This window comes from Kiloniella laminariae, from assembly GCF_027214005.1.
In the GTDB taxonomy this organism is placed as follows: Bacteria; Pseudomonadota; Alphaproteobacteria; order Kiloniellales; family Kiloniellaceae; genus Kiloniella; species Kiloniella laminariae_A.
In genome coordinates this window covers 114,716-136,903 of record NZ_JAPWGY010000003.1, presented here as the reverse complement: position 1 = coordinate 136,903, position 22,188 = coordinate 114,716, and the positions used below count along the sequence as shown (strand labels likewise).

At 51.2% G+C, this 22,188-nt stretch carries 21 protein-coding genes; 14 read left to right on the top strand and 7 right to left on the bottom strand.

Features of this window, described 5'->3' with window-relative positions; all coding sequences use genetic code 11:
* Positions 1 to 10: 10 nt before the first annotated feature.
* Positions 11 to 346, bottom strand: coding sequence for a PilZ domain-containing protein (locus tag O4H49_RS09680; RefSeq protein ID WP_269423232.1), 336 nt, complete (start codon positions 344 to 346; stop codon positions 11 to 13).
* Positions 347 to 580: 234 nt separating this feature from the next.
* On the opposite strand from O4H49_RS09680, the gene O4H49_RS09675 reads away from it, so the two are divergent.
* Together O4H49_RS09675 and O4H49_RS09670 are read left to right on the top strand one after the other, a co-directional pair.
* Positions 581 to 1,219: a glutathione S-transferase family protein gene (locus tag O4H49_RS09675; protein ID WP_269423231.1), complete on the top strand. Its 639-nt coding sequence runs from the start codon at positions 581 to 583 to the stop codon at positions 1,217 to 1,219.
* 308 nt (positions 1,220 to 1,527) lie between these two features.
* Positions 1,528 to 2,946 (top strand): MFS transporter, encoded by a 1,419-nt coding sequence (locus tag O4H49_RS09670; RefSeq protein WP_269423230.1) that lies wholly within the window; start codon positions 1,528 to 1,530, stop codon positions 2,944 to 2,946.
* Positions 2,947 to 2,983: 37 nt separating this feature from the next.
* Here the strand turns inward: O4H49_RS09670 and recQ are convergent, their stop codons facing one another.
* Positions 2,984 to 4,825 (bottom strand): DNA helicase RecQ, encoded by a 1,842-nt coding sequence (gene recQ / locus O4H49_RS09665; RefSeq protein WP_269423722.1) that lies wholly within the window; start codon positions 4,823 to 4,825, stop codon positions 2,984 to 2,986.
* A 171-nt stretch (positions 4,826 to 4,996) separates the two neighbouring features.
* On the opposite strand from recQ, the gene O4H49_RS09660 reads away from it, so the two are divergent.
* Positions 4,997 to 5,401: an Hpt domain-containing protein gene (locus O4H49_RS09660; protein ID WP_269423229.1), complete on the top strand. Its 405-nt coding sequence runs from the start codon at positions 4,997 to 4,999 to the stop codon at positions 5,399 to 5,401.
* An 82-nt stretch (positions 5,402 to 5,483) separates the two neighbouring features.
* Here the strand turns inward: O4H49_RS09660 and O4H49_RS09655 are convergent, their stop codons facing one another.
* From O4H49_RS09655 to O4H49_RS09645, 3 genes are all read right to left on the bottom strand, one after another.
* Positions 5,484 to 6,200, bottom strand: a complete 717-nt coding sequence (locus tag O4H49_RS09655; protein WP_269423228.1) for a Bax inhibitor-1 family protein — start codon at positions 6,198 to 6,200, stop codon at positions 5,484 to 5,486.
* 113 nt (positions 6,201 to 6,313) lie between these two features.
* Complete coding sequence (locus O4H49_RS09650; protein ID WP_269423227.1) at positions 6,314 to 8,848, bottom strand: ABC transporter permease; 2,535 nt, start codon at positions 8,846 to 8,848, stop codon at positions 6,314 to 6,316.
* Positions 8,848 to 9,618: an ABC transporter ATP-binding protein gene (locus O4H49_RS09645; RefSeq protein WP_269423226.1), complete on the bottom strand. Its 771-nt coding sequence runs from the start codon at positions 9,616 to 9,618 to the stop codon at positions 8,848 to 8,850. Before O4H49_RS09645 ends, O4H49_RS09650 begins: the two co-directional genes overlap by 1 nt.
* A 173-nt stretch (positions 9,619 to 9,791) precedes the next feature.
* Here O4H49_RS09645 and O4H49_RS09640 point away from each other — a divergent pair, with 173 nt between their 5' ends.
* From O4H49_RS09640 to thpR, 4 genes are all read left to right on the top strand, one after another.
* On the top strand, positions 9,792 to 10,442 hold the full coding sequence (locus O4H49_RS09640; RefSeq protein WP_269423225.1) for an arylesterase: 651 nt from the start codon (positions 9,792 to 9,794) through the stop codon (positions 10,440 to 10,442).
* A complete protein-coding gene (locus O4H49_RS09635) occupies positions 10,442 to 11,614 on the top strand; it encodes an FIST signal transduction protein (protein ID WP_269423224.1) in 1,173 nt (390 codons plus the stop codon). The genes O4H49_RS09640 and O4H49_RS09635 overlap by 1 nt, the downstream gene beginning before the upstream one ends.
* A 27-nt stretch (positions 11,615 to 11,641) precedes the next feature.
* On the top strand, positions 11,642 to 12,682 hold the full coding sequence (locus O4H49_RS09630; protein WP_269423223.1) for an NADP(H)-dependent aldo-keto reductase: 1,041 nt from the start codon (positions 11,642 to 11,644) through the stop codon (positions 12,680 to 12,682).
* A gap of 123 nt (positions 12,683 to 12,805) precedes the next feature.
* Entirely contained in the window at positions 12,806 to 13,369 is a 564-nt protein-coding gene (gene thpR / locus O4H49_RS09625) for an RNA 2',3'-cyclic phosphodiesterase (RefSeq protein WP_269423222.1), read from the top strand.
* Here thpR and O4H49_RS09620 read toward each other — a convergent pair.
* Together O4H49_RS09620 and O4H49_RS09615 are read right to left on the bottom strand one after the other, a co-directional pair.
* Positions 13,287 to 14,246 (bottom strand): DMT family transporter, encoded by a 960-nt coding sequence (locus O4H49_RS09620; RefSeq protein WP_269423221.1) that lies wholly within the window; start codon positions 14,244 to 14,246, stop codon positions 13,287 to 13,289. The two genes, thpR and O4H49_RS09620, sit on opposite strands and share 83 nt — an antisense overlap.
* Positions 14,239 to 14,766, bottom strand: coding sequence for a low molecular weight protein-tyrosine-phosphatase (locus O4H49_RS09615; protein ID WP_269423220.1), 528 nt, complete (start codon positions 14,764 to 14,766; stop codon positions 14,239 to 14,241). The genes O4H49_RS09620 and O4H49_RS09615 overlap by 8 nt, the downstream gene beginning before the upstream one ends.
* Positions 14,767 to 15,342: 576 nt before the next feature.
* Here O4H49_RS09615 and O4H49_RS09610 point away from each other — a divergent pair.
* From O4H49_RS09610 to O4H49_RS09580, 7 genes are all read left to right on the top strand, one after another.
* Positions 15,343 to 16,950: an ABC transporter substrate-binding protein gene (locus tag O4H49_RS09610; protein ID WP_269423219.1), complete on the top strand. Its 1,608-nt coding sequence runs from the start codon at positions 15,343 to 15,345 to the stop codon at positions 16,948 to 16,950.
* 6 nt (positions 16,951 to 16,956) lie between these two features.
* Positions 16,957 to 18,024 carry an ABC transporter permease gene (locus tag O4H49_RS09605; RefSeq protein WP_269423218.1) on the top strand — a complete coding sequence of 356 codons (1,068 nt, stop codon included), beginning with the start codon at positions 16,957 to 16,959 and terminating at the stop codon, positions 18,022 to 18,024.
* A complete protein-coding gene (locus O4H49_RS09600; RefSeq protein WP_269423217.1) occupies positions 18,021 to 18,965 on the top strand; it encodes an ABC transporter permease in 945 nt (314 codons plus the stop codon). The genes O4H49_RS09605 and O4H49_RS09600 overlap by 4 nt, the downstream gene beginning before the upstream one ends.
* Positions 18,962 to 19,822 (top strand): ABC transporter ATP-binding protein, encoded by an 861-nt coding sequence (locus O4H49_RS09595; RefSeq protein ID WP_269423216.1) that lies wholly within the window; start codon positions 18,962 to 18,964, stop codon positions 19,820 to 19,822. The genes O4H49_RS09600 and O4H49_RS09595 overlap by 4 nt, the downstream gene beginning before the upstream one ends.
* Positions 19,809 to 20,600 (top strand): ABC transporter ATP-binding protein, encoded by a 792-nt coding sequence (locus O4H49_RS09590; protein WP_269423215.1) that lies wholly within the window; start codon positions 19,809 to 19,811, stop codon positions 20,598 to 20,600. Before O4H49_RS09595 ends, O4H49_RS09590 begins: the two co-directional genes overlap by 14 nt.
* Before the next feature lie 73 nt (positions 20,601 to 20,673).
* The gene (locus O4H49_RS09585; RefSeq protein ID WP_269423214.1) at positions 20,674 to 21,726 is read left to right on the top strand and encodes a dipeptidase; all 1,053 of its coding nucleotides are present in this window, start codon (positions 20,674 to 20,676) and stop codon (positions 21,724 to 21,726) included.
* A complete protein-coding gene (locus O4H49_RS09580; protein ID WP_269423213.1) occupies positions 21,723 to 22,124 on the top strand; it encodes a glyoxalase in 402 nt (133 codons plus the stop codon). The genes O4H49_RS09585 and O4H49_RS09580 overlap by 4 nt, the downstream gene beginning before the upstream one ends.
* The last annotated feature ends 64 nt before the right edge of the window (positions 22,125 to 22,188 follow it).

Here is a 22,188-nt window from a genome sequence, read left to right as displayed (position 1 = left end):
AGCTGCTGTACTATCGGGGAGACAGAACAGGGTCAGAGTGGTTGAGTTCTACATCACTGAACAAGGCACCCTGGCGATGATCCGGGGTGAGATGGCTCTGGGGATCGCCATCACGAAACTGGATACCTATTCCGTCCCAAGCGTGACGAACGACAGTGCCACTATAGCTGCCCAGACTGCTAAGTTTGAGGTCAACGACTGTTCCGATGGGAGGCCGACAGAAAGTTTCAAGAAACAGACCATTTCCAGAGAGATTATGGACAGAACAGGGGTGCCAGGAACCGTCTAGCCCCAGCGATGCCCAATCGCCTGCTGCATATCTTTTGTACTGCCTGTTCTCGATCATTGATTAAACTTGCACCCATTACACATGCCTGTGATTCTAAAGCTAAAGTCTTACTAATTCCTTTCAAATCGTAGGCATATGTCAGGTGCGAGCCTTTGTGATTCCCCGAAGGGATGACTAAAAGGTTATTGTGGACTATCTGCTGTTTTATTTCTGAAGTTTTTGATCTTGACCTCAAGCGATGCTTGAGTTGATTTGTTCGTAATTGTTGAAGCTACAAACAGGACTATCCTTATGTATAGACTGCATTATTATCCGGGAAACGCCAATCTTGCTCCTCATATGCTTATGGAAGAGATGGGTGTAGAGTATGAACTGGTTTATGTTGACCGGAATGCTGGCGCACATAAACAGGCGGCTTATTTAACCCTGAATCCTTCCGGAAGAATTCCGGTTCTTGAAGATGGCGGGATGGTTATTGCCGAAACAGCGGCAATCTGTTTACATCTGGCCGATCGGCATATCGAAACAAAAATGGCTCCGGATATTTCAACACCGGAACGCGCCAAATTTTATCAATGGTTGATGTTTTTGACCAATACCGTTCAGACAGAGTTTCTCGTCTATTATTATTCTGATCGCTATTCAACGGATCCGGAACATGCGGCAGCAATTAAGGATGCGGCCGAGGCCCGTTTGATCGGTTATTTCCGTATCATTGAAGAACAACTTGCAAAAAAAGGGCCTTATATGATGGGGCCTGCAATATCGCTTTTGGATTTTTATCTGCTCATGCTCTGTCGCTGGGGACGTTTTTTTACGCAAAAACCGGGTGATATGCCAAACCTTGGACAACACATAGGGAATATGGTGCTCCGACCTTCAGTCATCCGTGCTTTTGAGCAGGAAGGTCTCGAACCTCCCTTTGCCTGACCCGCAAAATTCAGACCGCCTTTTGGTATACGCGATGATCTGCTTTCGTTAACCCGAGCTTATCGTTCTAAGGATATAGTCCTGAGGACAGGTTCGGGGAATTGTAAAAATATGCGGCTGGCAGAAGGATTTACCTTTGCAGTGTTGGTTCGACCGGGACCCGATTGTATCAAATCGGGATTGTATACCCTTCTGGTACCAAACATGTCGCTTGTGAAGAAGTAATGTCGCCCGGAGTGCTTTTTATCTGCATCTCCGTTTTTTTGGGAAATCTGACTATTTGGCAGAGGCCCCGGCAGTGAAAGGTAATGATGATGTTTTCGGCTGTATCTAAATCCTGGGCACTATTTCTGGGGTTAGCCTTCCTGATGCTCGGTAATGGCCTGCAGAGTACGGTACTCAGCGTCCGGGCTTCAATGGAAGGTTTTTCAACCGAAACCACCGGTTTTGTGATGGCCTGCTATTTTATTGGCTATTTTATGGGGTCGTTTGCGGCACCAAAAGCGCTGGAAACCGTCGGGCATGTTCGTGTCTTTGCTGCTCTGGCTTCGCTGTCCTCGACCTCGGCTCTTTTACATGCCGTCTTTATTGACCCCTATGTCTGGGGGGCGATGCGTTTTATTACCGGGTTTTGTTTTGCCGGGCTCTATATTGTTGCCGAAAGCTGGTTGAACCACAGCGCGACAAATGAGACGCGCGGGAAACTTCTGTCGATCTACATGGTAGTTCTTTACGGCTTCCTTGCCTTGGGGCAACTGTTGATCAACGTATCAGACCCGGGCAGTTTTGTGCCGTTTGTTTTGATGTCGGTGCTGGTTTCACTTGCGCTGTTGCCAACGACGATGACGGCAGTCCAGGCACCTGTCTTTGAATCGCCTACTCCCGTTAGTCTGAAACGTCTGTACCAGATTTCTCCACTCGGTTTTGCCTGTGCCTTCGGGGTTGGACTGGCGCAGGCCCAGATCTTTGGTATCGGGGCGATTTACGGAGGCAAGTTGCAGATGACACCACAGGACATCTCGTTTTTTATGGCGGCGATGTCCGTGGGGGGCATTGCGCTGCAGTGGCCTATAGGCAAGCTTTCGGATCGCTTTGATCGTCGGCAGGTCCTGATTGTTGTCTCGGTCCTGGCCGCGATTGTCGGATTGTCTCTTGTGCCGCTATCCGGTCCTCAGGCTAGTGTTCTGTTTTTGATCAGCGCCTTTATTTTCGGGGCGTTGTGTATGCCGCTTTACTCGCTGGCGATTGCTCATACCAATGACCATCTGGAAACGTCAGAGATTGTTGCTGCGACCAGCGGATTGATTGTCATCGGTGGTTTCGGGGCGATGATCGGCCCTCTGGTCAGTCCTTTGTTAATGGGACGGTTTGGTCCGGATGCTTTTGTGTACTCGCTTTCTTTTACCCTTCTGTTGATCGGTCTGTTCGGGATCTATCGTATGACCCGCAGAAGTGCTGTTCCTCTGGGTGATCAGGGGGATTATGTCGGTCTGCCTATGGAAGCATCTTCGATGGTTGTGGCGATGACCCCTGAAGGGGAAGAGTGGTATGAAGAGGTGATTGCTGAAGCAGAAGCGGAAGCAACAACGGCTGCCAATCTGGCAGAGAGCATGGGAGTTGAAGTCGAGAGCCCGGAAATGCTCGATGACGGTGCCGCGCTCTGGGCAAAAGAAGATGATGAGGCAGACAACACGGATCAGGAAAATCCACCTGGTAAAAAATCCTGATGGGATAGTTGAATAGAAAACAGGGCTTGAAGTTACTTCAGGCCCTGTTTTCGTTTATGACCTCAAGAAAGAGGCTTGCGTAACGTTCAAGCTTGCGTTTTCCAACCCCGGCAATCTCGGCCATATCTTCCATGTCCTGGGGCCGGGCCATCACCATTTCCAGCAGGGTCTTGTCGTTGAAGATAACATAGGGCGGGACGCCCTGATCCTTGGCCAGTTCCAGGCGGCGCGCCCGCAGCGACTGAAACAAAGCTTCATCGGCCGGATTATCAATCGTTGTGGCAGGACCAAAGGATTTCTTATAATGCTCCCTGAGGCTTGCTCGGGTTTTCTTTTGCGGATCCCGACGCAGCTGAACTGTTTGTTCGCCGCGCAGAACCGGGCGGCAATGCGGGCCGAGCAGGAAAGAGCCATGCCCCTCCATATCGACTTTCAGAAGGCCCAGAGCCACGAGCTGGCGAAAGATCGAACGCCATTCCTGCTTGGTATAATCGACGCCAATACCAAAGGTGCTGAGTTTGTCGTGACCCAGTTTTTCGATCCGCTCGGTTTTGGCCCCCAGCAGAACATCAATCACATGGGCAGAACCAAAGACCTGACCGGTTCGGTAAACCGAGGAGAGGGCTTTTTGTGCCGCTTCGGTACCATCAAAACTTTCAACCGGATCAAGGCAGGTATCACAGTTGCCACAAGGCCCTGCAGGCGTATCGCCAAAGTACTCCAGGAGAACCTGACGACGACAGCGGGTTGTTTCGCAAAAACCGAGCAAGGCTTCGAGCTTGCGGTTTTCAATCCGTTTTTGTGCTTCCGGGGCATCTGATTGGGCGGCCATCTGATAGAGCCGTGCCACATCATTCATGCTGTAGATCATCCAGGCTTCTGCGGGCAGACCATCTCGTCCCCCACGTCCGGTTTCCTGATAGTAGGCTTCCAGACTTTTGGGCAGGTCCAGGTGGACAACAAAGCGGACGTCCGGTTTATCGATGCCCATACCAAAGGCGACAGTTGCCACCATGATGACAGCATCTTCCTTGAGAAAGCGGTCCTGATTTTTTGCCCGGACATCCTTGTGCAGCCCGGCGTGGTAGGGCAGGGCGTTGAAGCCTTTACCGCAGAGCGTGTCGGCGATTTCCTCCACCTTGTTTCGCGACATGCAATAGACAATCCCCGATTGTCCGGCATGTTCGCGTTCCAGAAGGTCTGTGAGCTGTTTTTTGGGGGCAGCCTTAAGGCCGACCCGATAGCGGATGTTCGGTCGATCAAAACCGGCGACAAAAGCCTTTGCCTCCCCCAGTCCCAGTCGTTGCGAGATATCCTGCCGGGTCGGGCCATCTGCTGTCGCCGTCAAGGCGATGCGGGGAACCCAGGGGAATCGCTGTTTCAAAAGGTTGAGTTGCAGGTATTCCGGTCTGAAATCGTGGCCCCACTGGGAAACGCAATGGGCCTCATCAATGGCGAAGAGCGAGATTTCACATTGTTCGAGCAGATTGAGGAACCCGTCGGTCAGGAGTTTTTCGGGTGCGACATAAACGATATCCAGCTCTCCCGAACGCATTGCCCGTTCGGTGGCAAGGATATCAGGGTACGACTGGGAAGAGTTCAGGGCATCCGCTTTTACCCCCAGCTGCTGCAGAGCCGTTACCTGATCCTGCATCAGGGCAATGAGGGGGGAAACAACAACAGCTACCCCGCTGCGACATAACGCTGGAATTTGGTAACAAAGAGATTTCCCACCACCAGTTGGCATGAGAACAAGGGCATCCCCGCCATCAATCACGTGGCTGATGATTTCTTCCTGATCACCGCGAAAACTGTCATAGCCAAAAACCCGGCGCAGTGTTTCCCGATGAGACGGTAGGGGAGAGATAAGGGCATCCATGTCTAGGCTTATAGACAAGTCTGCCGTAGTCGGTCAAAAGGCTTTGTTAAGAGAAATGCGCTATTGTTCGAAAATTGGAAAGGCGGTTTTGCAAGTTTGTTTTTTTGCCTTTTCCGGTTTGTGTTTAACGGTTAGCTTTTACAGAAGATGAGATCAACGGGGACAGAGTAATTGAGTCAGAAGCCTCTTACCGAAGCGGAACTCAATGCCTTGTACAGGGAAGGTGTTGAGGCCGATCTTGATAGTCTGGGAGCATTACTGTCCCGTATCAAGGAATCAGAGGGTGATAACGCTGCCCAGGCGTTTGCTGAGGCGCGCGGAACGCTTCACAATGTAAAAGGGCAGGGAACAAGTTTTGGTTTCCCGCTCATGACCCGGATTGGCGAGAGCTTTCATGCCCTGGTAAAATTTCAGGCGAAACAGTCTGGCGTAAATCCGGGAGTGGTGCAGCTTTATGAAGCGCATCTGACAGCCATGAAAACGATTATTGCGAACGATATCAGAGGGGAAGGCCCCGAGATTTTACAGAAAGTTGCCGCTTCACTTCAGGAAAAAGTGGATGACGCCATTTCTTGATTAAAGTGTCATACCCTCTGCTGTGAGCATAAAAAAACCGGCTGAAGAAACAGCCGGTTTTTTATTTTGTATCAACTCTGGATCATTCGCGGTTGCCAAGAAGGCGTAGCAGCATGAGGAAGAGGTTGATGAAGTCCAGATAGAGGGTCAGAGCCCCCATGATGGATTTTTTCTGGGCAATTTCCGAGCTGTCACTTTCCAGATACATCAGTTTGATTTTTTGAGTATCGTAAGCAGTCAGACCTGCAAAGATCAGCACACCTGCAACTGAAATTACAAACTCAAGACCAGAAGACGCCATGAAAATGTTTACGATACTGGCAATAATCAGGCCAAACAAACCAACAATCAAAAAGGCTCCCATCGCGGAGAGATCTTTTTTGGTTGTATAACCAATCAGACTCAGACCAGCAAAGGAAGCAGCTGTGATGAAGAATACTCTGGCAACTGATTCATCTGTATAGGCGATGAAGACAGTTGAGAGTGACAATCCCATCAGAACGGCAAAAACCCAGAACAGCATCTGGGCGGTTGAGGCTTGAAGGGCATGGATACGGGCACTGAGGAAAAACACCATTCCCAGTGGAGCCAGCATTACCACCCATTTCAAGGGTGTACCGAAGATGGCCATGAGAAGTTCGGGGCTCTGTGATACACCAAAGGCAACAAACCCGGTAATCCCGAGGGCGATGGCCATATAGTTGTAGACACCGAGCATATAGGCGCGCAGGCCTTCATCAATATCCGCTGCTGAAGCCTGGCCATAACCTACACTACGATGTGCGGGACGGTCGATCATGAGAAACCTCGTTTCAAAAACCTGTTAAACTGCCTCTAATATTGGACGTCCTGTAAAAAGAATCAATAACAAAGCGATGATTTTTTTTAATAACCCGCTGGTTGAGGGATGATTTACTGATTTCGCAAAAGCGGAGCCGGGCGCTGGCGCAGGGCACTCCAGGTACCGATGTATCCACACAACAACGTTGCAACAAGGGCAATCAGGGGTGTCAGGATCATTACTTCACTGAGAAGAGAGAACTCCAGCCGCAGAATGTAGACCGTAATTGCCCAGGAGGCGATAGAGCCGATGACAACGGCCACAGAAGCCGAGATTATGCCCAATAGTCCAAATTCGAGGAAAAAAGTCAGGGTGAGCGCACGTCTGCTTGCTCCGAGAACCTTCAGGACCACGGCATCGTAGACCCGGCGCTGGTGACCTGCAGCAACGGCTCCACCGAGAACCAGTGTACCAGCGAGCAGGGCAACCGTGGCGATGACACTCAGTGCCAGGGCGACATGGCCCAGCAGTTCTGTTGCAGCTTGCAGGGCTTCCTTGACCCGAATGGAAGAGACATTGGCAAAACGATCTGTGACAGCAATCTCAAGCGCGTCTTCTATTTCCGGTGCGGCCTTGACCGTGGCAATATGGGTTTGTGGAGCGCGGGACATCAGGCCAGGAGAGAATACCATGACAAAGTTGATCTCAAGACCGCCCCAGTCGATCTTGCGCAGGTTGGCGATTTCCACTTCGATGGGACGTCCGAGCAGGTTGATGGTCAGACTGTCCCCAAGCGACAGGTTGAGGCCTTTGGCAACCTGTTCATCAAGGGATACAAGCGGTTTGCCATTATAATCTTCAGGCCACCAGTCCCCGGCGACAATTTTTGTATTTTCCGGCATTTCTGCTGACCAGGTCAGTCCCCGGTCACTGCGGAAAACCCATTTGATTTCGCTTGGTATCTCAAGCTCATCAGGAGAGGTGCCTTTAACAGCAGTGATTCGTCCACGCATCATCGGTACGCGGTGGAGTTCACTGACGCCATCCGTCGCCAGCACCAGTTTCTCAAAGTCTTCGACCTGTTCCGGCTGGATATCGATAAAATAAAATCCGGGGGCTTCTTCAGGCAGGCTCTGGGTTACAGCCCGGCTCACATTTCCTTCAAGCAGGGCGACAATCACCAGCACAGTCAGCCCGAGCCCCATGGAGAGGATCACGCTGGATGTCGGAGCGCCCGGGCGATGCAAGTTGGCAATGGCTGTACGCAGGGCAGGATGGCTTGCCCGGGGCAGAGCACGGGTTAACCTGGTTACCACCCAACCGACGAAATGATAGATCATAAAGGTGGCAATAGCGCCGGTGATGAAAAATCCGGCAATTTTGGGGTTGCTGGAAAAGGCGACAGCTGTCAGTGCCAGCAAGGCAGAACTCAGCGCCAGAACACAAAGTGCCCGGGGTGTGGGACGTCCCGTAATCGGTGACGTCAGATCCTGGAACAGACGCGCAGGAGATGTTTTCCCGGCCCGGGAAAGAGACCAGAGTGAAAAGGTCAGGGCTGTCAAGAAACCGAAAGCAGCGGCGAGAAGCAAAGGTTCCGGGTAGAGGCCAGCGGCAATGTCCCAACCGAGAATATCCCCGGCAAAAGAAGCGGCGAAATAAGGTGCCGCAGCCCCTGCAAGCAGGCCTGCAAGCGTTCCAGCAAGCGTGAGAAAAAGGATCTGGGCGAGGTAGATCTGAAAAATCAGACTTGAAGAAGCACCGAGGCATTTGAATGTGGCTATAATGGCGACCTTGCTGTCCATAAAACTTTTGACAGCATTGGCTACACCAACGCCGCCGACCAGCAGCGTCGCGAGGCCGATCAGAGTTAAATACATGCCAAGGATATCAATGAACTGGCTGATTCTTGGGGCGGCCTGTTCCGAACTGCGTACCCGCCAACCCGCATCGGGGAAGCTGGTGCCAAGCTGGTTCTGGAACTGCGCAAGATCTGTGGACAGAGGCAGGGCCAACCGATAGTCGTATCGGACCATGCTGCCTGGCTGTATCAGTCCGGTGCTCTCCAGGCTGTCACCGGAAACCATCACTGTCGGGCCATAGGTGAAAGCACGGGTTGAAAGATCGGGCTCCTTGATCAGAGCGCCACGAACAACATAACGGGTATCTCCGACGACAATGATATCGCCGATATTCAGATCCAGCTTGCGTAGCAGGTTAGGAGCTACAACGGCTCCCCACTGCCCGTCTTTCATCTCCAGCACATCCTGAAGAGGGGCCGCAGGGTCCAGTACAATGTCTCCATAAAGCGGATAGACATTATCAACAGCACGAAGTTCGATAAGCGTGCGCTTGCCACTGGGTTGGTCCTGACGTCCCATAGCACGCATTTCCCGTACCAGAGAGACTTTTCCCCTGTCGCCAAGCCAGTTTATCTGTTCAGGAGTGGCCTGCTGATGCACGAGGTTTAGCGCGATATCACCCCCAAGAAGATTACGGCCATCGTTGCGCAGCCCCTGTTCAATCGAAGCGGAAATCGAACCGACTGCCGCAATCGCACTGACGCCGAGAAAGAGGCAACCCAGGAAGATTCTGAAACCTTTAATTCCCCCGCGTAATTCACGCAGGGCAAAGGTCATGGCAAGGGAGAAGGGTAAAGAATGGCGCATCAGGCGTGGCCTTTTGCATTTGCGGAGGCCACACGAGGACCCGTCCCGGAAGCTGGAGACACGTTTTCCGATTTCTCTGTAGGGGAATGTTGCTCGCTCAACAGACCATCTTTCAAAACGACGGTTCGGTTGCAGCGTTTGGCCAGTCTGGGATCGTGCGTGATCAGAACCAGTGTGGTGCCATGATCCTTCTGCAGGCTGAACAGCAGGTCGATAATAATATCACCTGTGGCACTATCAAGATTGCCTGTTGGTTCATCGGCTAGCAGAAGTTTGGGCTCGGCAGCAAAAGCGCGGGCGAGGGCAACACGCTGTTGCTCCCCGCCGGAAAGTTGTCCGGGAAAGTGATCAAGGCGGTGACCCAGTCCAACAGATTCGAGACGGGCGCGAGCCCGGGCAAGGGCATCAGGTTTCCGGGCAAATTCAAGCGAGACCGCAACGTTTTCCAAGGCGGTCATCGTGGGGATCAAATGGAAATCCTGAAAAACAATACCAATTCCGTCGCGCCGGAAGCGGGCCAAGGCATCCTCGTCCATGGCGCCGAGATCCTTACCGTCTATGGTCACTCGGCCTGATGTTGCAGCCTCCAGTCCGGCCATAAGCATCATCATCGACGACTTTCCCGCGCCGGAGGGACCGACAACCGAAACGGTATCTCCGGCGTTAATTTCCAGATCTATGCCTTTGAGAATATCAACCGATCCCGCTTGGGATTTGAGGGTAAGATGTAAATCGGAAAGAGAAACAAGCGCGGAAGAAGTGTGTGGCATAGAGCAGTATCTTTCCAAAGCAGTGCGGGAAAACCTTTGACTGGAGGCTATATGGGGTCATGGCAGAGGGAATTCAATTGCTTCAGACTTGTTCCTGCTTCTGACAAACCCTATTTCTCAGTGTAGAGTCTCATTTACCGTTATTTCATTATTATTGGCTGATCCTATTGAAGATGCAAAAAATCTCCCGAGTTTTCTCCCTGTTTTTCCTCCTGGCATCCCTTCTGCTAACGGCAGGGTTTCGTCCTGCAATTGCAGATACACCTTTGAAGCTGCTCGCTTATGGCGACAGCCTTACGCATGGTTATGGACTTGAGGCGGGGGATACTTTTCCTGAACGCCTTCAGGCCGTTCTGGATGCTGCCGGGTATAGTGTAGAAGTTATTAATGGGGGGAACTCTGGTGATACCTCTGCCTCCGGCCTGGCAAGGCTGGAGTGGGCTTTAATGGACGAGCCTGATCTGGTGATAGTCGAACTCGGCGCCAATGACGGTTTACGTGGCCTTGAGCCCGCGGAAACCAAAAAAAATCTTCGAACAATACTCGTGGGATTGAAACAATTCGGGGCACGCGTGTTGTTGGCTGGAATGCAGGCACCGAGAAATCTTGGTTCTGAATATGTAGAGGAATTTGACCGTATCTATCCGGATCTGGCCAGGGAAACAGGGGTAGAACTCTATCCCTTTTTTCTGGAGGGTGTTGCCATGGAGCGGGATCTGAATCAGAAAGACGGGATTCATCCAAACAGGGCTGGCGTTGACAAGATCGTTGCAGCTATCCTGCCCTATATAGAAAGTATGATCGCCGCAGAGAAAGGCAGTTGATGACTGTAACGCCTCCCCGGTTTAAAGCCGGATTTTCCGAGACAGCCCAATGGTCCAGCGCCTGTAACGAAGTGCTTCTCGGGTTGGGGGACATCCCTGAAGAAAGTAATCTGGGCTTCATTTATCTTTCCGATAACCATGCAGACGATTTTGGCAGTATCCTGACCTATCTACGAGAGAAAACCGGAATAGAGCATTGGTGCGGGACTGTCGGAATCGGAGTGGCTTCAATTGCGGGTGACAAGTTCGGGCGGATTGATTCGCGTGAAGTTTATGACCAGTCAGCTCTTGTGGCCTTGATCGGGGCTTTCCCGTCAGACAGCTTCCAGGTTTTCGAAGCCGGGCAGATCGAGATGGATGAAGGCGTTCGTCTGGTGGTCACAGGTGACGGGGTTGAAAAATGGCTTACAGAGAACAAGCCCTATCTGGGCGTGGTGCATGCAGATCCACGGGATTACAGCTTGCCACTTCAGCTTTCTTCGCTTGCGGCAGGGCTTGAAACCTATCTGGTTGGCGGATTGACCTCTTCGCGTACCGAAATGCTGCAGGTGGCGGACCATGTCGCCGAGAGCGCTGTTTCAGGGGTACTTTTCAATGCCAATGCCCCTGCGATAACTGGCCTGACCCAAGGCTGTAGCCCGATTGGGGAACAGCGCATGGTGACTGTTTCAGAGGGGCGCAGGATCGTTACGATTGATAACAGGCCTGCCCTTGATGTTCTCAAGGAGGATATTGGGGAGCTGCTTTCCAGAGATCTGAGCCGGATCGGCGGGTATATTTTTGTTGGCTTCCCGATTGCGGGAAATGAGACAGAAGACTATCTGGTCCGGAACATATTGAGCATAGATACAGGTGATGGCTCTCTTGAGATTACTGAAGAAACGCAGCCCGGACAGCCGATTTTCTTTTGTCGGCGGGATAGTGACACGGCGCGTAAAGATCTTAACCGGCTTCTGGATGATTTGCGGGCAAGATTACCAAGCTCGCCCAAAGCAGGGCTGTATTTTTCCTGTCTGGGGCGGGGACAGGCATTGTTTGGCCCCAACTCGGAAGAACTTAATGTTATCCGCCAGGAATTTGGCGATATGCCGCTTGTGGGGTTCTATGCCAACGGGGAGATCTCCCACGATCGCCTTTATGGCTATACCGGTGTACTGACATTGTTTTATTGATTTGCGAAATCTTTAGGGAATTTGATCATGGATTACAGAAAGCTGGGCCGTACAGACCTGAAAGTGAGCTGCTTGTGTCTTGGAACCATGACCTGGGGAGAACAGAACAGTCAGGCTGAAGCCTTTGAACAGATGGATTATGCTGTGGATCAGGGGATCAATTTCTTTGATACCGCTGAAATTTATGCTGTGCCGCCCAAGGCTGAAACCTATGGAGCTACAGAAGAGATCATCGGCAACTGGTTTCAGAATAGAAAAAAACGGGACCAGATTGTGCTGGCATCCAAGGTTGCCGGGCCCAGTCCGGCCCAGACCTATATCCGGGGAGAAATTGCCCGCTTTAATCGCAAACATATTACAGCAGCGCTGGATAATTCCCTCAAGCGCTTGAAAACGGACTATATCGATCTGTATCAGCTGCATTGGCCCGACCGGAATGTAAATATCTTTGGCCAACTTGGTTTTGACCATCGAAATGAAGAGATGATCACGCAGCCGGAAGAAACCCTGGCCGTGCTTGATGATCTGGTGAAGGCCGGAAAAATCCGTCATGTCGGGATTTCCAATGAAACGCCCTGGGGAACAATGGAGTTCTTGAGACTGGCGGGTGAAGGCAAGGGCCCTCGCATGGTTTCGATCCAGAACCCCTACAGTTTTCTCAATCGCAGCTTTGAGGTGGGATTGGCGGAAATCGCCATTCGCGAGGATATAGGACTTTTGGCTTATGCCCCGCTTGCTGCGGGTGTCCTGACTGGAAAATACCTTGGTGGGGCACGTCCTGAAGGGGCCAGAATTTCCCTGTTCCCGGATAACAAACGCTATATGGGCCAACGCGCAGAAGCTGCAGTGCAAGATTATGTTTCCCTGGCGGATAAATATCGTCTTGATCCAGCCCAGATGGCACTTGCCTATGTACGGAGCCGTCCTTTTGTTACGGCCCCGATTATCGGGGCCACAAAGATGGCGCAATTAAAGACAAATATAGCTTCTGCAGAGATCACACTTTCGGATGAGGTTCTTGCTGAAATAGAAGCTCTGGGACGTCGGCATACGATTCCCTGTCCATAGTGATGTATGAGCTTTGACGACTGGAAATTACCTTGCCATTGAAGCCTGTTTTTGAGGACTATGGTAAGAGGTTTTCGTGCAGGTTCGAGTGTCTGGGGTGGTTTGTTAACAGGAGGCATCCTTATGCGCCTATTTTCGGCGATTGCGTTACCCGAAGAAGCCCGTTTGAGCTTGATGGGTTTATGTCACGGTTTGCCAGGTCAGCGCTGGGTCGTTCCCGAAAATTTTCATATAACCTTACGATTTTTTGGTGAGGTCAATGGAGCGGTTGCCCGCGATCTTGATGAGGTTTTCAGCCGGATACACTTCAAACCTTTTGAGGTTCGCCTGAGCGGCGTAGGGGCATTCGGCAAGGAAAACAAACCAAGAATGCTTTGGGCAGGTGTCGAGAAGACGCCTGAAATATCAGACCTTAAACGCAAGATCGAGCACGCAGCCCAATCGGTGGGGGTGAATCTGGAGCGTGAAAAATTTACACCCCATGTCACGCTCTGCCGCTTTAAATCTGCCCCTGGACCCGCTTTTGGAAATTATCTGCAGGCAAATAGTCTTTTCTCTCATCCACCTTTTGTTGCGGAGTGCTTTGGACTCTATTCAAGCCACCTTACACCATCGGGTGCTTGTTATGCTCTTGAAGCCGATTATCCAGAACCGTTTTTCTCATGGACCGAGACTCTCGATATATAAGATAGAGCCCGCTGGCGACGATAACCGAAGCCCCGAGAAGCACGTGGAGTTCGGGAATCTCATTCCAGAAGAACCAGCCGAATAACAGACCCCACAGAAGAATAGTATATTCCAGCGGAGCAATGACAGCGGCTGGAGCAAAACGATAAGCCTGGCTGGTTAGAAAATGCGCTGTGGTTGCGACAATCGCCATTACAAGGATCAGGAGCAGGTCATTGTTGTCTGGCAGGGTCCAGGCGAAGGGCTTCCATGGCAGGAACAGGGCAACAAGAGCCAGGATGACCGTGGTCAGGGTGCCCCAGAAGGTGATTCCTGCCGAGGTGCTGTGATGCCGCAGTTCTCGGGTGATAATCATCAAAACAGCATAGAAAAAAGCGGCTGTCAGCGGCAGGAGTGCAGCAGGCTGGAAAGCATCTGTGCCGGGTTGGAAGATGATCAGAACACCGCAAAAACCAGTAAAGACAACAGCCCAGCGATGCAGCCCAACTTTTTCACCCAGAAATATGACCGAGAGAATTGTAATAAACAAAGGGCCGACAAAGGTGATGGCAAAGGCTTCTGCCAGCGGCATCAGGGGTAAGGCCGCATAGAAGCTCCCGGCCGTGACGATGATCAGGGCAGAGCGGAGCAATAACAGCCAGGGGCGATCACAGTGCAAGGTTTGCCAGCCTCCGGACTTGACCACCAGTGCGACAGTCAATGGCAGACTGAAGGTATTGCGGATAAGGATGATGCTGATCAGGCTGTAAGAGGCGGTCAGCCATTTGGCAATGCCATCCATTACGGACATACAGAAGACCATGATGATGGCCAGAATAATGCCAAGAAATATTCTGTCCCCGCTGGTATTTACACTGTTTGCAAGCTGTTTAGTCATGAATCTGTTTCTCGATATGAGGGAGGAGGGCATCTACACCCTGCTCGATAACGTCCAGCATGGCTTCGTAATCTGCCGCTCCGCCGTAATAGGGATCTGCAACGTTCTTGTCAGTGATCGCGCTATAGTCAAGAAAAAGGGAGAGTTTATGATACCGTTCTGCTGGGCAGATCTGCTGCAGAATTGCCAGATGTCCCATATCCATCGCCAGGACAAGATCGAACTCTTCAAAATCCCGGACTGTTACTTTGCGGGCACGTAGATCCGCATAGTCATAACCCCGCTTTCTTGCGAGTTTCAGACCGGTTGCTGTGGGCGGATCACCAAGATGATAGTCGTGGGTGCCTGCTGAATCAGTTCTGACTTGCTTATCCATGTTTTTTTCTCTCAGGCGGTGGCGAAGGATGCCTTCACCAGCCGGGGAGCGGCAGATGTTTCCGGTACAGACAAAGAGCACAGAATAGTTTTTCATCATCATGTTCATTTCGTTCTGCAGGGAGAAAATTTCTTTGCAGGTCATTCTTGGTAATCGTGTTTCAGCCGGATTTTAGTGCCGGATTGTAGCGAAGCTGAGCAACCTGGGCACGAACAGCTTGTTTGCACACTGGATCAGACAGATAAATCTGGCAAGGGCAGAAGCCGGGTTACAGTTGTATTTATCAAATTCGCTGTTTTTATCGAATTTTGTAAAATAGATGAAAAATAAACTGTTAGAGGATAATTTTTTGCGTGTCTCAAGGTGATTGTCATGGGTTCTAATCTATCTGCAAAAAATGAATAACCCTTTACGCGTGTAATTTTTTAAAAATTATAATCAAGCAGCTAAACAAATAATTTTCAGCTACTTATGGATCTCTGATGTTTTTACAGGAACGATATGATTTCGGGATATTGTATAAAATTACTATTTTGGGTTGTCTGGTCTGAGATGATGAAATTTGTCATATCCTTCTGATTGCAAGACTTTTCTGTGCGGTTGTGAAAGTTGACAAAAGGTGTTGGAAACGCAACGCTGTACAGGCGACGCTATTACAACCACTGAGAAACAGGGTGAATTTTCCTAAAAGGCGCCGCGTTCTAAACAGGGAGTCTAAAAGTGAAAATACAAAACTGGTTGAAAGGCCTGGTGCTCGCCACGGCTATTTCCGTCCCCGCTTGGTCTGCACCGCCGAGCTTTGCCGCAACCCCGGATGATATTCTGGTCGTGGCCAACAGGATCGATGATATTATTTCGCTTGATCCACAGGAAATGTTCGAATTTGCTGGCACGGATTATGCCAATAATGTCTATGATTCACTGGTCAGCTTTGACCCGAAGGATCTGTCCAAGGGTTACGAACCCAGCCTCGCTGAAAGCTGGACGATCAGCGAAGACGGCAAGACCTTTACCTTTACCATACGCGAAGGGGTTAAGTTCCATTCCGGAAACGATCTGACCGCCCATGACGCAGAGTTTTCACTCAGACGCGCAGTGGGGTTAAACAAAACGCCTTCCTTTATCCTGACCCAGTTCGGCTTTACCCCGGACAATATGGAAAGCACCATTAAAGCGACAGATGACAGGACGCTGGTGGTCGTAACGGATAAAAAATATGCGCCTTCTTTTGTGCTGAACTGTTTTACCAGTGCCATTTCCTACATTGTTGATTCAAAGGAAGTAAAGTCCCATGAGAAAGATGGCGACTGGGGCAATGAATGGCTGCGTACCAACTCTGCCGGTTCCGGGGCTTATTCTCTGGTGAGCTGGAAGCCGAATGAATCCTATACTCTGAATGCAAACCCTGATTACTGGCGGGCAAAACCTGCGATGAAGCGCGTGATTGTACGCCATATTCAGGAATCCGCGACACAGCGACTGCTGCTGGAAAAAGGTGATGTCGACGTTGCCAGAAATCTTTCACCGGAAGATATCGCTGGAATTTCAGGCAATTCCGATCTGGCTGTAGATGAAGATCTGCGGGGCCGGATCATGTATATTTCCATGAACCAGAAAGATCCGATCCTTTCCAAGCCACAGGTCATTGAAGCCCTGAAGTACCTGGTTGATTATAAAGGTATGGAAGGTGCTTTTCTGAAAGGCCAGTGGAAGGTCCACCAGGCTTTCCTGCCCTTGACCTATATGGGGGAGCTGAAAGATCAGCCTTTCAGCTTTGATGTTGAAAAGGCGAAGGGACTGTTGAGCGAAGCGGGATATCCTGATGGTTTCGACGTGGAGATTATCGTGCGCGATGCACAGGAACGGGTCGAGATTGCCCAGTCACTGCAAAACACCTTTGCCCAGGCTGGGATCAACGTTTCTTTGATTCAGGGTACTGGCAAGCAGATTCTTGGCAAATACCGGGCCCGGGATTTCCAGATTTATCTGGGTGCCTGGGGGCCGGATTATCCAGATCCTCATACCAATGCAGATACCTTTGCCTCCAACCCTGACAATGCGGATGAAGCACAGCATCTCGGTAAGTTGGCCTGGCGGAATGCCTGGGCTATCCCCGAGCTGACAGCCATGACTGAAGCGGCTGTCCAGGAAACAGACAATGCGAAGCGTGCCCAGATGTATGTGGATATTCAGAAGGAACATCAGAAAGTCTCTCCTTTCGCCGAGATGTTCCAGAAGAACGAGCAGACAGGCCGACGGGCAAATGTCAGTGGTTTTGTCACCGGTTCTGCTGTGACAGCTGTCTATTACTGGACAGTGACCAAGTAGAGCAGCATGAACAACGCTGCTGGTACAGCGACGCAGAAGCGGCGAGAAGGATCTTCGCCGCTTCTAAAGCGTCTTCGCGGGCTGACGACAGTTCTCTTATCAATCATCGCCACACTTGTCGGGCTTTTGTTTATTACTTTCCTGATCGGCCGGGTGATGCCGATTGATCCGGTTCTCGCAATTGTCGGGGAACGGGCGTCAAAAGAGGTTTACGACGCGGCTTATCTTTCTCTGGGGCTGGACAAGCCGTTAATTGTTCAGTTTGGCGTTTTTCTGCAGCAGGTCTTTACCGGCGACTTTGGAATTTCAAGGCTCACAGCCCGTCCGGTTTCTGATGACATTATCAGGGTTTTTCCTGCCACACTTGAACTGGCATCCGTTGCGACTGTTTTTGGCGTGCTTTTTGGCGTGCCAATGGGGGTTATCGCAGCTGTGCACCAAGGAAAATGGCAGGATCAGCTGATCCGGCTTTTTGGGCTTTTTGGCTATTCCATGCCGATTTTCTGGCTTGGTCTGATGGGCTTGCTGATTTTTTATGGCATCCTGGGGTGGGTAGGCGGCCCGGGGCGGCTTGATGTTTTCTATGATGACCTAGTGCCCGTGATTACCGGTATGATTCTGGTCGACAGTCTGATCGCCGGAGAGATTGATATTTTCTGGAATGCTGTATCACATATTATTCTGCCGGCTTCGCTGCTTGGGTATTATTCCCTGGCTTATATCAGCCGGATGACCCGCTCTTTCATGCTGGAACAGCTAACGCAGGAATACATCATCACTGCCCGGGTCAAAGGCCTGTCCGAACATGCTGTGATCTGGCGGCATGCTTTGGGGAATGTGATGATCCCTCTGATAACTGTGATTGCGCTTTCCTATGCAAACCTTCTGGAAGGATCGGTTTTGACCGAGGTGATTTTTGCCTGGCCGGGACTGGGACAATATCTGACCACCGCGTTGCTTTCGGCAGATATGAATGCAGTGATGGGGGGGACCGTTGTGGTCGGACTGATTTTTATCGGCCTTAATCTCTTTTCTGATTTCCTTTACAAGGTTGTGGATCCGAGGGCCAGATGACAGACAATACCAATCACAGTCCTCCCGTCACAGTCCTGTCCTCCCTGCAAGCCTGGTTGACGACTGAAACCCCTCAATCAAGGTTTCAGGCGAAGATGACCCAGCTTTATCGTGGTTGGCAGAGTCTGCGTTCCAATCCGCTGGCACTGGTCGGGTTTCTTATTCTGGTAACCCTGATACTGGTTGCGATCTTTGCGCCGTTACTCGCAACCCATGGCCCAAGTGAACAGAACCTGGCCATGCGGCTGGCTCCCCCGGGAAGTGAAGGTTATCTTCTGGGCAGCGACGAGTTCGGCCGGGATATCTGGAGCAGGATTGTCTTTGGTTCCCGAATCACCCTGATGATTGTTGTATTGGTGGCTTGTACTGCTCCTGTGTTCGGGTTGCTGGTCGGCACTGTCGCCGGATATCTCGGTGGCTGGCCAGATATGGTTTTAATGCGCATCACCGATATCTTTCTGGCTTTTCCCAGACTGGTTCTGGCCCTTGCCTTTGTGGCGGCACTGGGGGCCGGGATCGAAAATGCCATTCTCGCCATTTCCCTGACAGCCTGGCCCCCTTATGCCCGTATCGCCCGGGCGGAAACTCTGACAATCCGGAATGCGGACTACATCAGTGCGATCCAACTGCAAGGCGCGGGCAGTCTCAGGATTATTACCGGGCATATCTGGCCGATGTGTATGTCCTCGATCATCGTCCGGGTAACGCTGGATATGGCAGGGATTATTCTCACGGCCGCGGGGCTAGGTTTCCTGGGACTTGGGGCACAACCGCCGATGCCAGAATGGGGGGCAATGATTTCAGCTGGCCGGAAATTTTTACTGGATCACTGGTGGGTGGCAACCATGCCTGGGCTGGCAATTTTTATTGTTTCTCTCGGCTTCAATCTTCTTGGCGACGGATTGCGCGATATTCTTGATCCGAAGGGGGAACAGTCATGAATAAACCTCTTCTGGAGGTCGAGGACCTCCGGGTTCGGTTCCACTCGAAAAGAAAAACCGTGGAGGCCGTGCGGGGAATTTCTTTTTCGGTGGGGCGAGAGCGGATCGGGATTGTTGGTGAGTCCGGATCAGGCAAGTCAATGACGGGGCGGGCAATCCTGCGTCTGATTCGGGAGCCAGGTGAAGTCCAGGCAAGGAAAATTCTGTTTGATGGTATTGATCTGCAATCGTTGAGCGAAAAGGAAATGCGGGCCATTCGCGGACACCGTATTTCGCTGGTGATGCAGGATCCCAAATTTTCACTTAATCCGGTGATGAAAGTCGGCCACCAGATCGGGGAAGCCTATCGGGTGCACAACAGATCTTCGAAGGCTGAAGCGAAAAAGCGGGCACTTGAGATGCTTGAAGCCGTTCAGATCCGAAATCCAGAACGGGTTTATGACAGCTACCCGCATGAGGTATCGGGGGGGATGGGGCAGCGGATCATGATTGCAATGATGCTGATTCCCGAGCCGGATCTTTTGATTGCAGACGAGCCGACCTCGGCACTGGATGTGACTGTCCAGATGCGGGTACTGCAGATTATGGATAAGCTGGTGCGTGACAGGGGTATGGGGCTGATTTTTATCAGCCATGATCTGAATCTGGTTTCCTCTTTCTGTGACCGGGTGATTATCATGTATGGCGGAAGGATTGTGGAGACTTGTAAAGCCGACGAACTGCAACAGGCAAAACATCCCTATACCCGTGGTCTGCTTGCGGCTATGCCCCATATCTCATCGCCGTGCGAGCGCCTTTCTGTTCTGGAACGTGACCCCAAGTGGCAGGAGGAAGCAAGTGTTGATGCATTCATCTGAGATTGTGCAGCAACAAGAAGCTGTTGCGGCGCTTGAAATTCAGAATCTTGATGTTTTTTTTGGCCAGGGCCAGGACCGGTTACAGGCTGTTAAAGGTGTCAGTTTTTCAGTGCCAAAAGGAGGTTCGTTTGGTCTGGTCGGGGAATCCGGATCGGGAAAATCTACAGTTCTGCGGACAGTCAGTGGCCTGATTTCAGACTGGAAAGGGGTGATCAATATCAAAGGCAACGCCATTGATCATCGCCGGGACAAGGCTTTTTACAAAACCATTCAGATGGTGTTTCAAGACCCTTACGCTTCCTTGCATCCCAGACACACAATTGACCGTACATTGAGTGAGCCTTTGATTCTCCATGGTCTGAAAGATCGGGATGCTCGCGTTGATCAGGCGTTGGTTGATGTTGGTCTTGGCACCTCTTTCCGGTTCCGTTACCCCCATCAGCTGTCGGGGGGGCAGCGCCAACGTGTGGCGATTGCAAGATCCCTGATGCTGGAGCCAGAAATTCTGTTGCTGGATGAACCGACTTCGGCACTCGACGTTTCTGTTCAGGCCGAAATTCTGAACCTTCTCGCCGATTTAAGAGAGCGTAAAAATCTGACCTATTTGCTGGTAACACACAACCTCGCGGTGGTTGCGCATATGTGTGACGATATCGCGGTCATGAACCGGGGAGAGATTGTCGAGGTGATGAGTGTGGAAGAGATGCGCAATGCGGAACCTGAGCACCCCTATACCCGGGAACTGCTGATGGCGAGCGAGGGATATGTGCCAGAGTAAACTGGTGCCAGCTCTGGTGATTGTGTGATGTGGTATATGTTTTATTGATGAATAACGAATAACAGGATTCCAGATGTCTCAGGCAGCTATCCCCGTCTTTGACGGGCACAATGATATGTTGTTGCGGTTTTTACTGAATACAGGAACAGAGAAAGAATGTTCCTTTTTTAATGAAACTGACAAGGGGCATATAGACCTGCCAAGGTCGAGGAAGGGAGGGTTTTCTGGCGGGCTTTTTGCCATGTTTACGCCTTCGAAATTCAACACTGCAGGGATTTCTTTCGACCCGAGTGACCCTGAGAATTTTAAACCTGTTGATCAGGCTTTTGCCCTCAATTTCACCAACAGGATGTTTGCTCTGGCCAGCCGTCTGGAACGGGAGAGCAAGGGGGAACTTGTGATTGCCCGTTCATCAGGAAAAGTACGGGAAGCTCTGGCGGCAGGGCAACTTGCCATGGTGATGCACATTGAAGGCGCTGAGGCAATTGATGCAGAGTTTGATGCACTGGAAGTCCTCTATGCAGCCGGGTTGCGTTCTATTGGTCCGGTGTGGAGCCGAAAGAATATTTTTGCCGATGGCGTGCCAATGGCCTTTCCAAGCTCACCGGATACAGGTGGTGGCCTGACGGATGTGGGACGGGCCTTGGTTCGAAACTGTAATGATCTGGGGATAATGATCGATCTGTCTCATATCACCGAAAAGGGTTTCTGGGATGTCGCCAAAATTTCGGACCGTCCTTTGGTAGCTTCCCACTCCAATGCCCACAGGCTTTGCCCTTCTGCAAGAAACCTGACAGACCGGCAGCTTGATGCAATCCGGGAAAGTAATGGTCTGATCGGGGTTAACTTTCATGTGGCTTTCCTGCGTGATGATGGTCACCACAATGCTGCGACACCACTGGATCAGATTGTCCGTCATACAGCTTATTTGCTTGAAAAACTGGGCGAGGATGGTGTCGCTCTCGGATCAGACTTTGATGGCTGTCTGCTTCCGGATGACCTGGGCGATGTGGCAGGGCTCCCGAAGTTGCTGGAGCAATTCCGTGTGGCTGGTTTTGGGGAGGCAGTGATCCGTAAAATTGCCTCTGAAAACTGGCTCAATCTTCTGGAGAGAACCGGCATATGACCCCTGATAAATCTGGTGATGAATCCGGGAAGTTTGTTTGGCAGGGACTTGATCACATCCAGCTGGCTATTCCACCCGGAAGTGAAGATATCTGTCGTCAGTTTTATGGAGTAATACTGGGTTGGGAAGAGCTGAAAAAACCGACGGCTCTGGCCCAAAATGGAGGCCTGTGGTTTCAGGCAGCAGGCATTCCGTTGCATCTTGGGGTGGATAAAGCGTTTATTCCTGCCCAAAAAGCACATCCGGCTTTCCTGATTTCTCCGGTTACAGTCCTGGCAAAACGCCTTGAGCTTGCCGGCTACCCGGTGAAATGGGACAGGAATTTACCGGGGTATAAGCGTTTTTACTCAGAGGATGCGGTTGGAAACCGACTGGAGTTTATGCAACAGCTTGGCTGATGATTGCACGGTTGGTTACAGGATCTCACTCACAGACGCTTGACTTGTTCGTGCCGGTTTTCCG

What these genes read in the sequence shown, in the direction of transcription:
- O4H49_RS09640 (WP_269423225.1), top strand. Translation starts at nt 9,792, where the DNA reads ATGCAAAAAATCTCCCGAGTTTTCTCCCTGTTTTTCCTCCTGGCATCC.
- O4H49_RS09680 (WP_269423232.1), bottom strand. Translation starts at nt 346, where the DNA reads ATGATCGAGAACAGGCAGTACAAAAGATATGCAGCAGGCGATTGGGCA.
- O4H49_RS09635 (WP_269423224.1), top strand. Translation starts at nt 10,442, where the DNA reads ATGACTGTAACGCCTCCCCGGTTTAAAGCCGGATTTTCCGAGACAGCC.
- O4H49_RS09675 (WP_269423231.1), top strand. Translation starts at nt 581, where the DNA reads ATGTATAGACTGCATTATTATCCGGGAAACGCCAATCTTGCTCCTCAT.
- O4H49_RS09595 (WP_269423216.1), top strand. Translation starts at nt 18,962, where the DNA reads ATGAATAAACCTCTTCTGGAGGTCGAGGACCTCCGGGTTCGGTTCCAC.
- O4H49_RS09590 (WP_269423215.1), top strand. Translation starts at nt 19,809, where the DNA reads ATGCATTCATCTGAGATTGTGCAGCAACAAGAAGCTGTTGCGGCGCTT.
- O4H49_RS09630 (WP_269423223.1), top strand. Translation starts at nt 11,642, where the DNA reads ATGGATTACAGAAAGCTGGGCCGTACAGACCTGAAAGTGAGCTGCTTG.
- O4H49_RS09650 (WP_269423227.1), bottom strand. Translation starts at nt 8,848, where the DNA reads ATGCGCCATTCTTTACCCTTCTCCCTTGCCATGACCTTTGCCCTGCGT.
- O4H49_RS09620 (WP_269423221.1), bottom strand. Translation starts at nt 14,246, where the DNA reads ATGACTAAACAGCTTGCAAACAGTGTAAATACCAGCGGGGACAGAATA.
- O4H49_RS09645 (WP_269423226.1), bottom strand. Translation starts at nt 9,618, where the DNA reads ATGCCACACACTTCTTCCGCGCTTGTTTCTCTTTCCGATTTACATCTT.
- O4H49_RS09605 (WP_269423218.1), top strand. Translation starts at nt 16,957, where the DNA reads ATGAACAACGCTGCTGGTACAGCGACGCAGAAGCGGCGAGAAGGATCT.
- thpR (WP_269423222.1), top strand. Translation starts at nt 12,806, where the DNA reads ATGCGCCTATTTTCGGCGATTGCGTTACCCGAAGAAGCCCGTTTGAGC.
- O4H49_RS09585 (WP_269423214.1), top strand. Translation starts at nt 20,674, where the DNA reads ATGTCTCAGGCAGCTATCCCCGTCTTTGACGGGCACAATGATATGTTG.
- O4H49_RS09655 (WP_269423228.1), bottom strand. Translation starts at nt 6,200, where the DNA reads ATGATCGACCGTCCCGCACATCGTAGTGTAGGTTATGGCCAGGCTTCA.
- O4H49_RS09615 (WP_269423220.1), bottom strand. Translation starts at nt 14,766, where the DNA reads ATGACCTGCAAAGAAATTTTCTCCCTGCAGAACGAAATGAACATGATG.
- O4H49_RS09580 (WP_269423213.1), top strand. Translation starts at nt 21,723, where the DNA reads ATGACCCCTGATAAATCTGGTGATGAATCCGGGAAGTTTGTTTGGCAG.
- O4H49_RS09670 (WP_269423230.1), top strand. Translation starts at nt 1,528, where the DNA reads ATGATGATGTTTTCGGCTGTATCTAAATCCTGGGCACTATTTCTGGGG.
- O4H49_RS09600 (WP_269423217.1), top strand. Translation starts at nt 18,021, where the DNA reads ATGACAGACAATACCAATCACAGTCCTCCCGTCACAGTCCTGTCCTCC.
- recQ (WP_269423722.1), bottom strand. Translation starts at nt 4,825, where the DNA reads ATGGATGCCCTTATCTCTCCCCTACCGTCTCATCGGGAAACACTGCGC.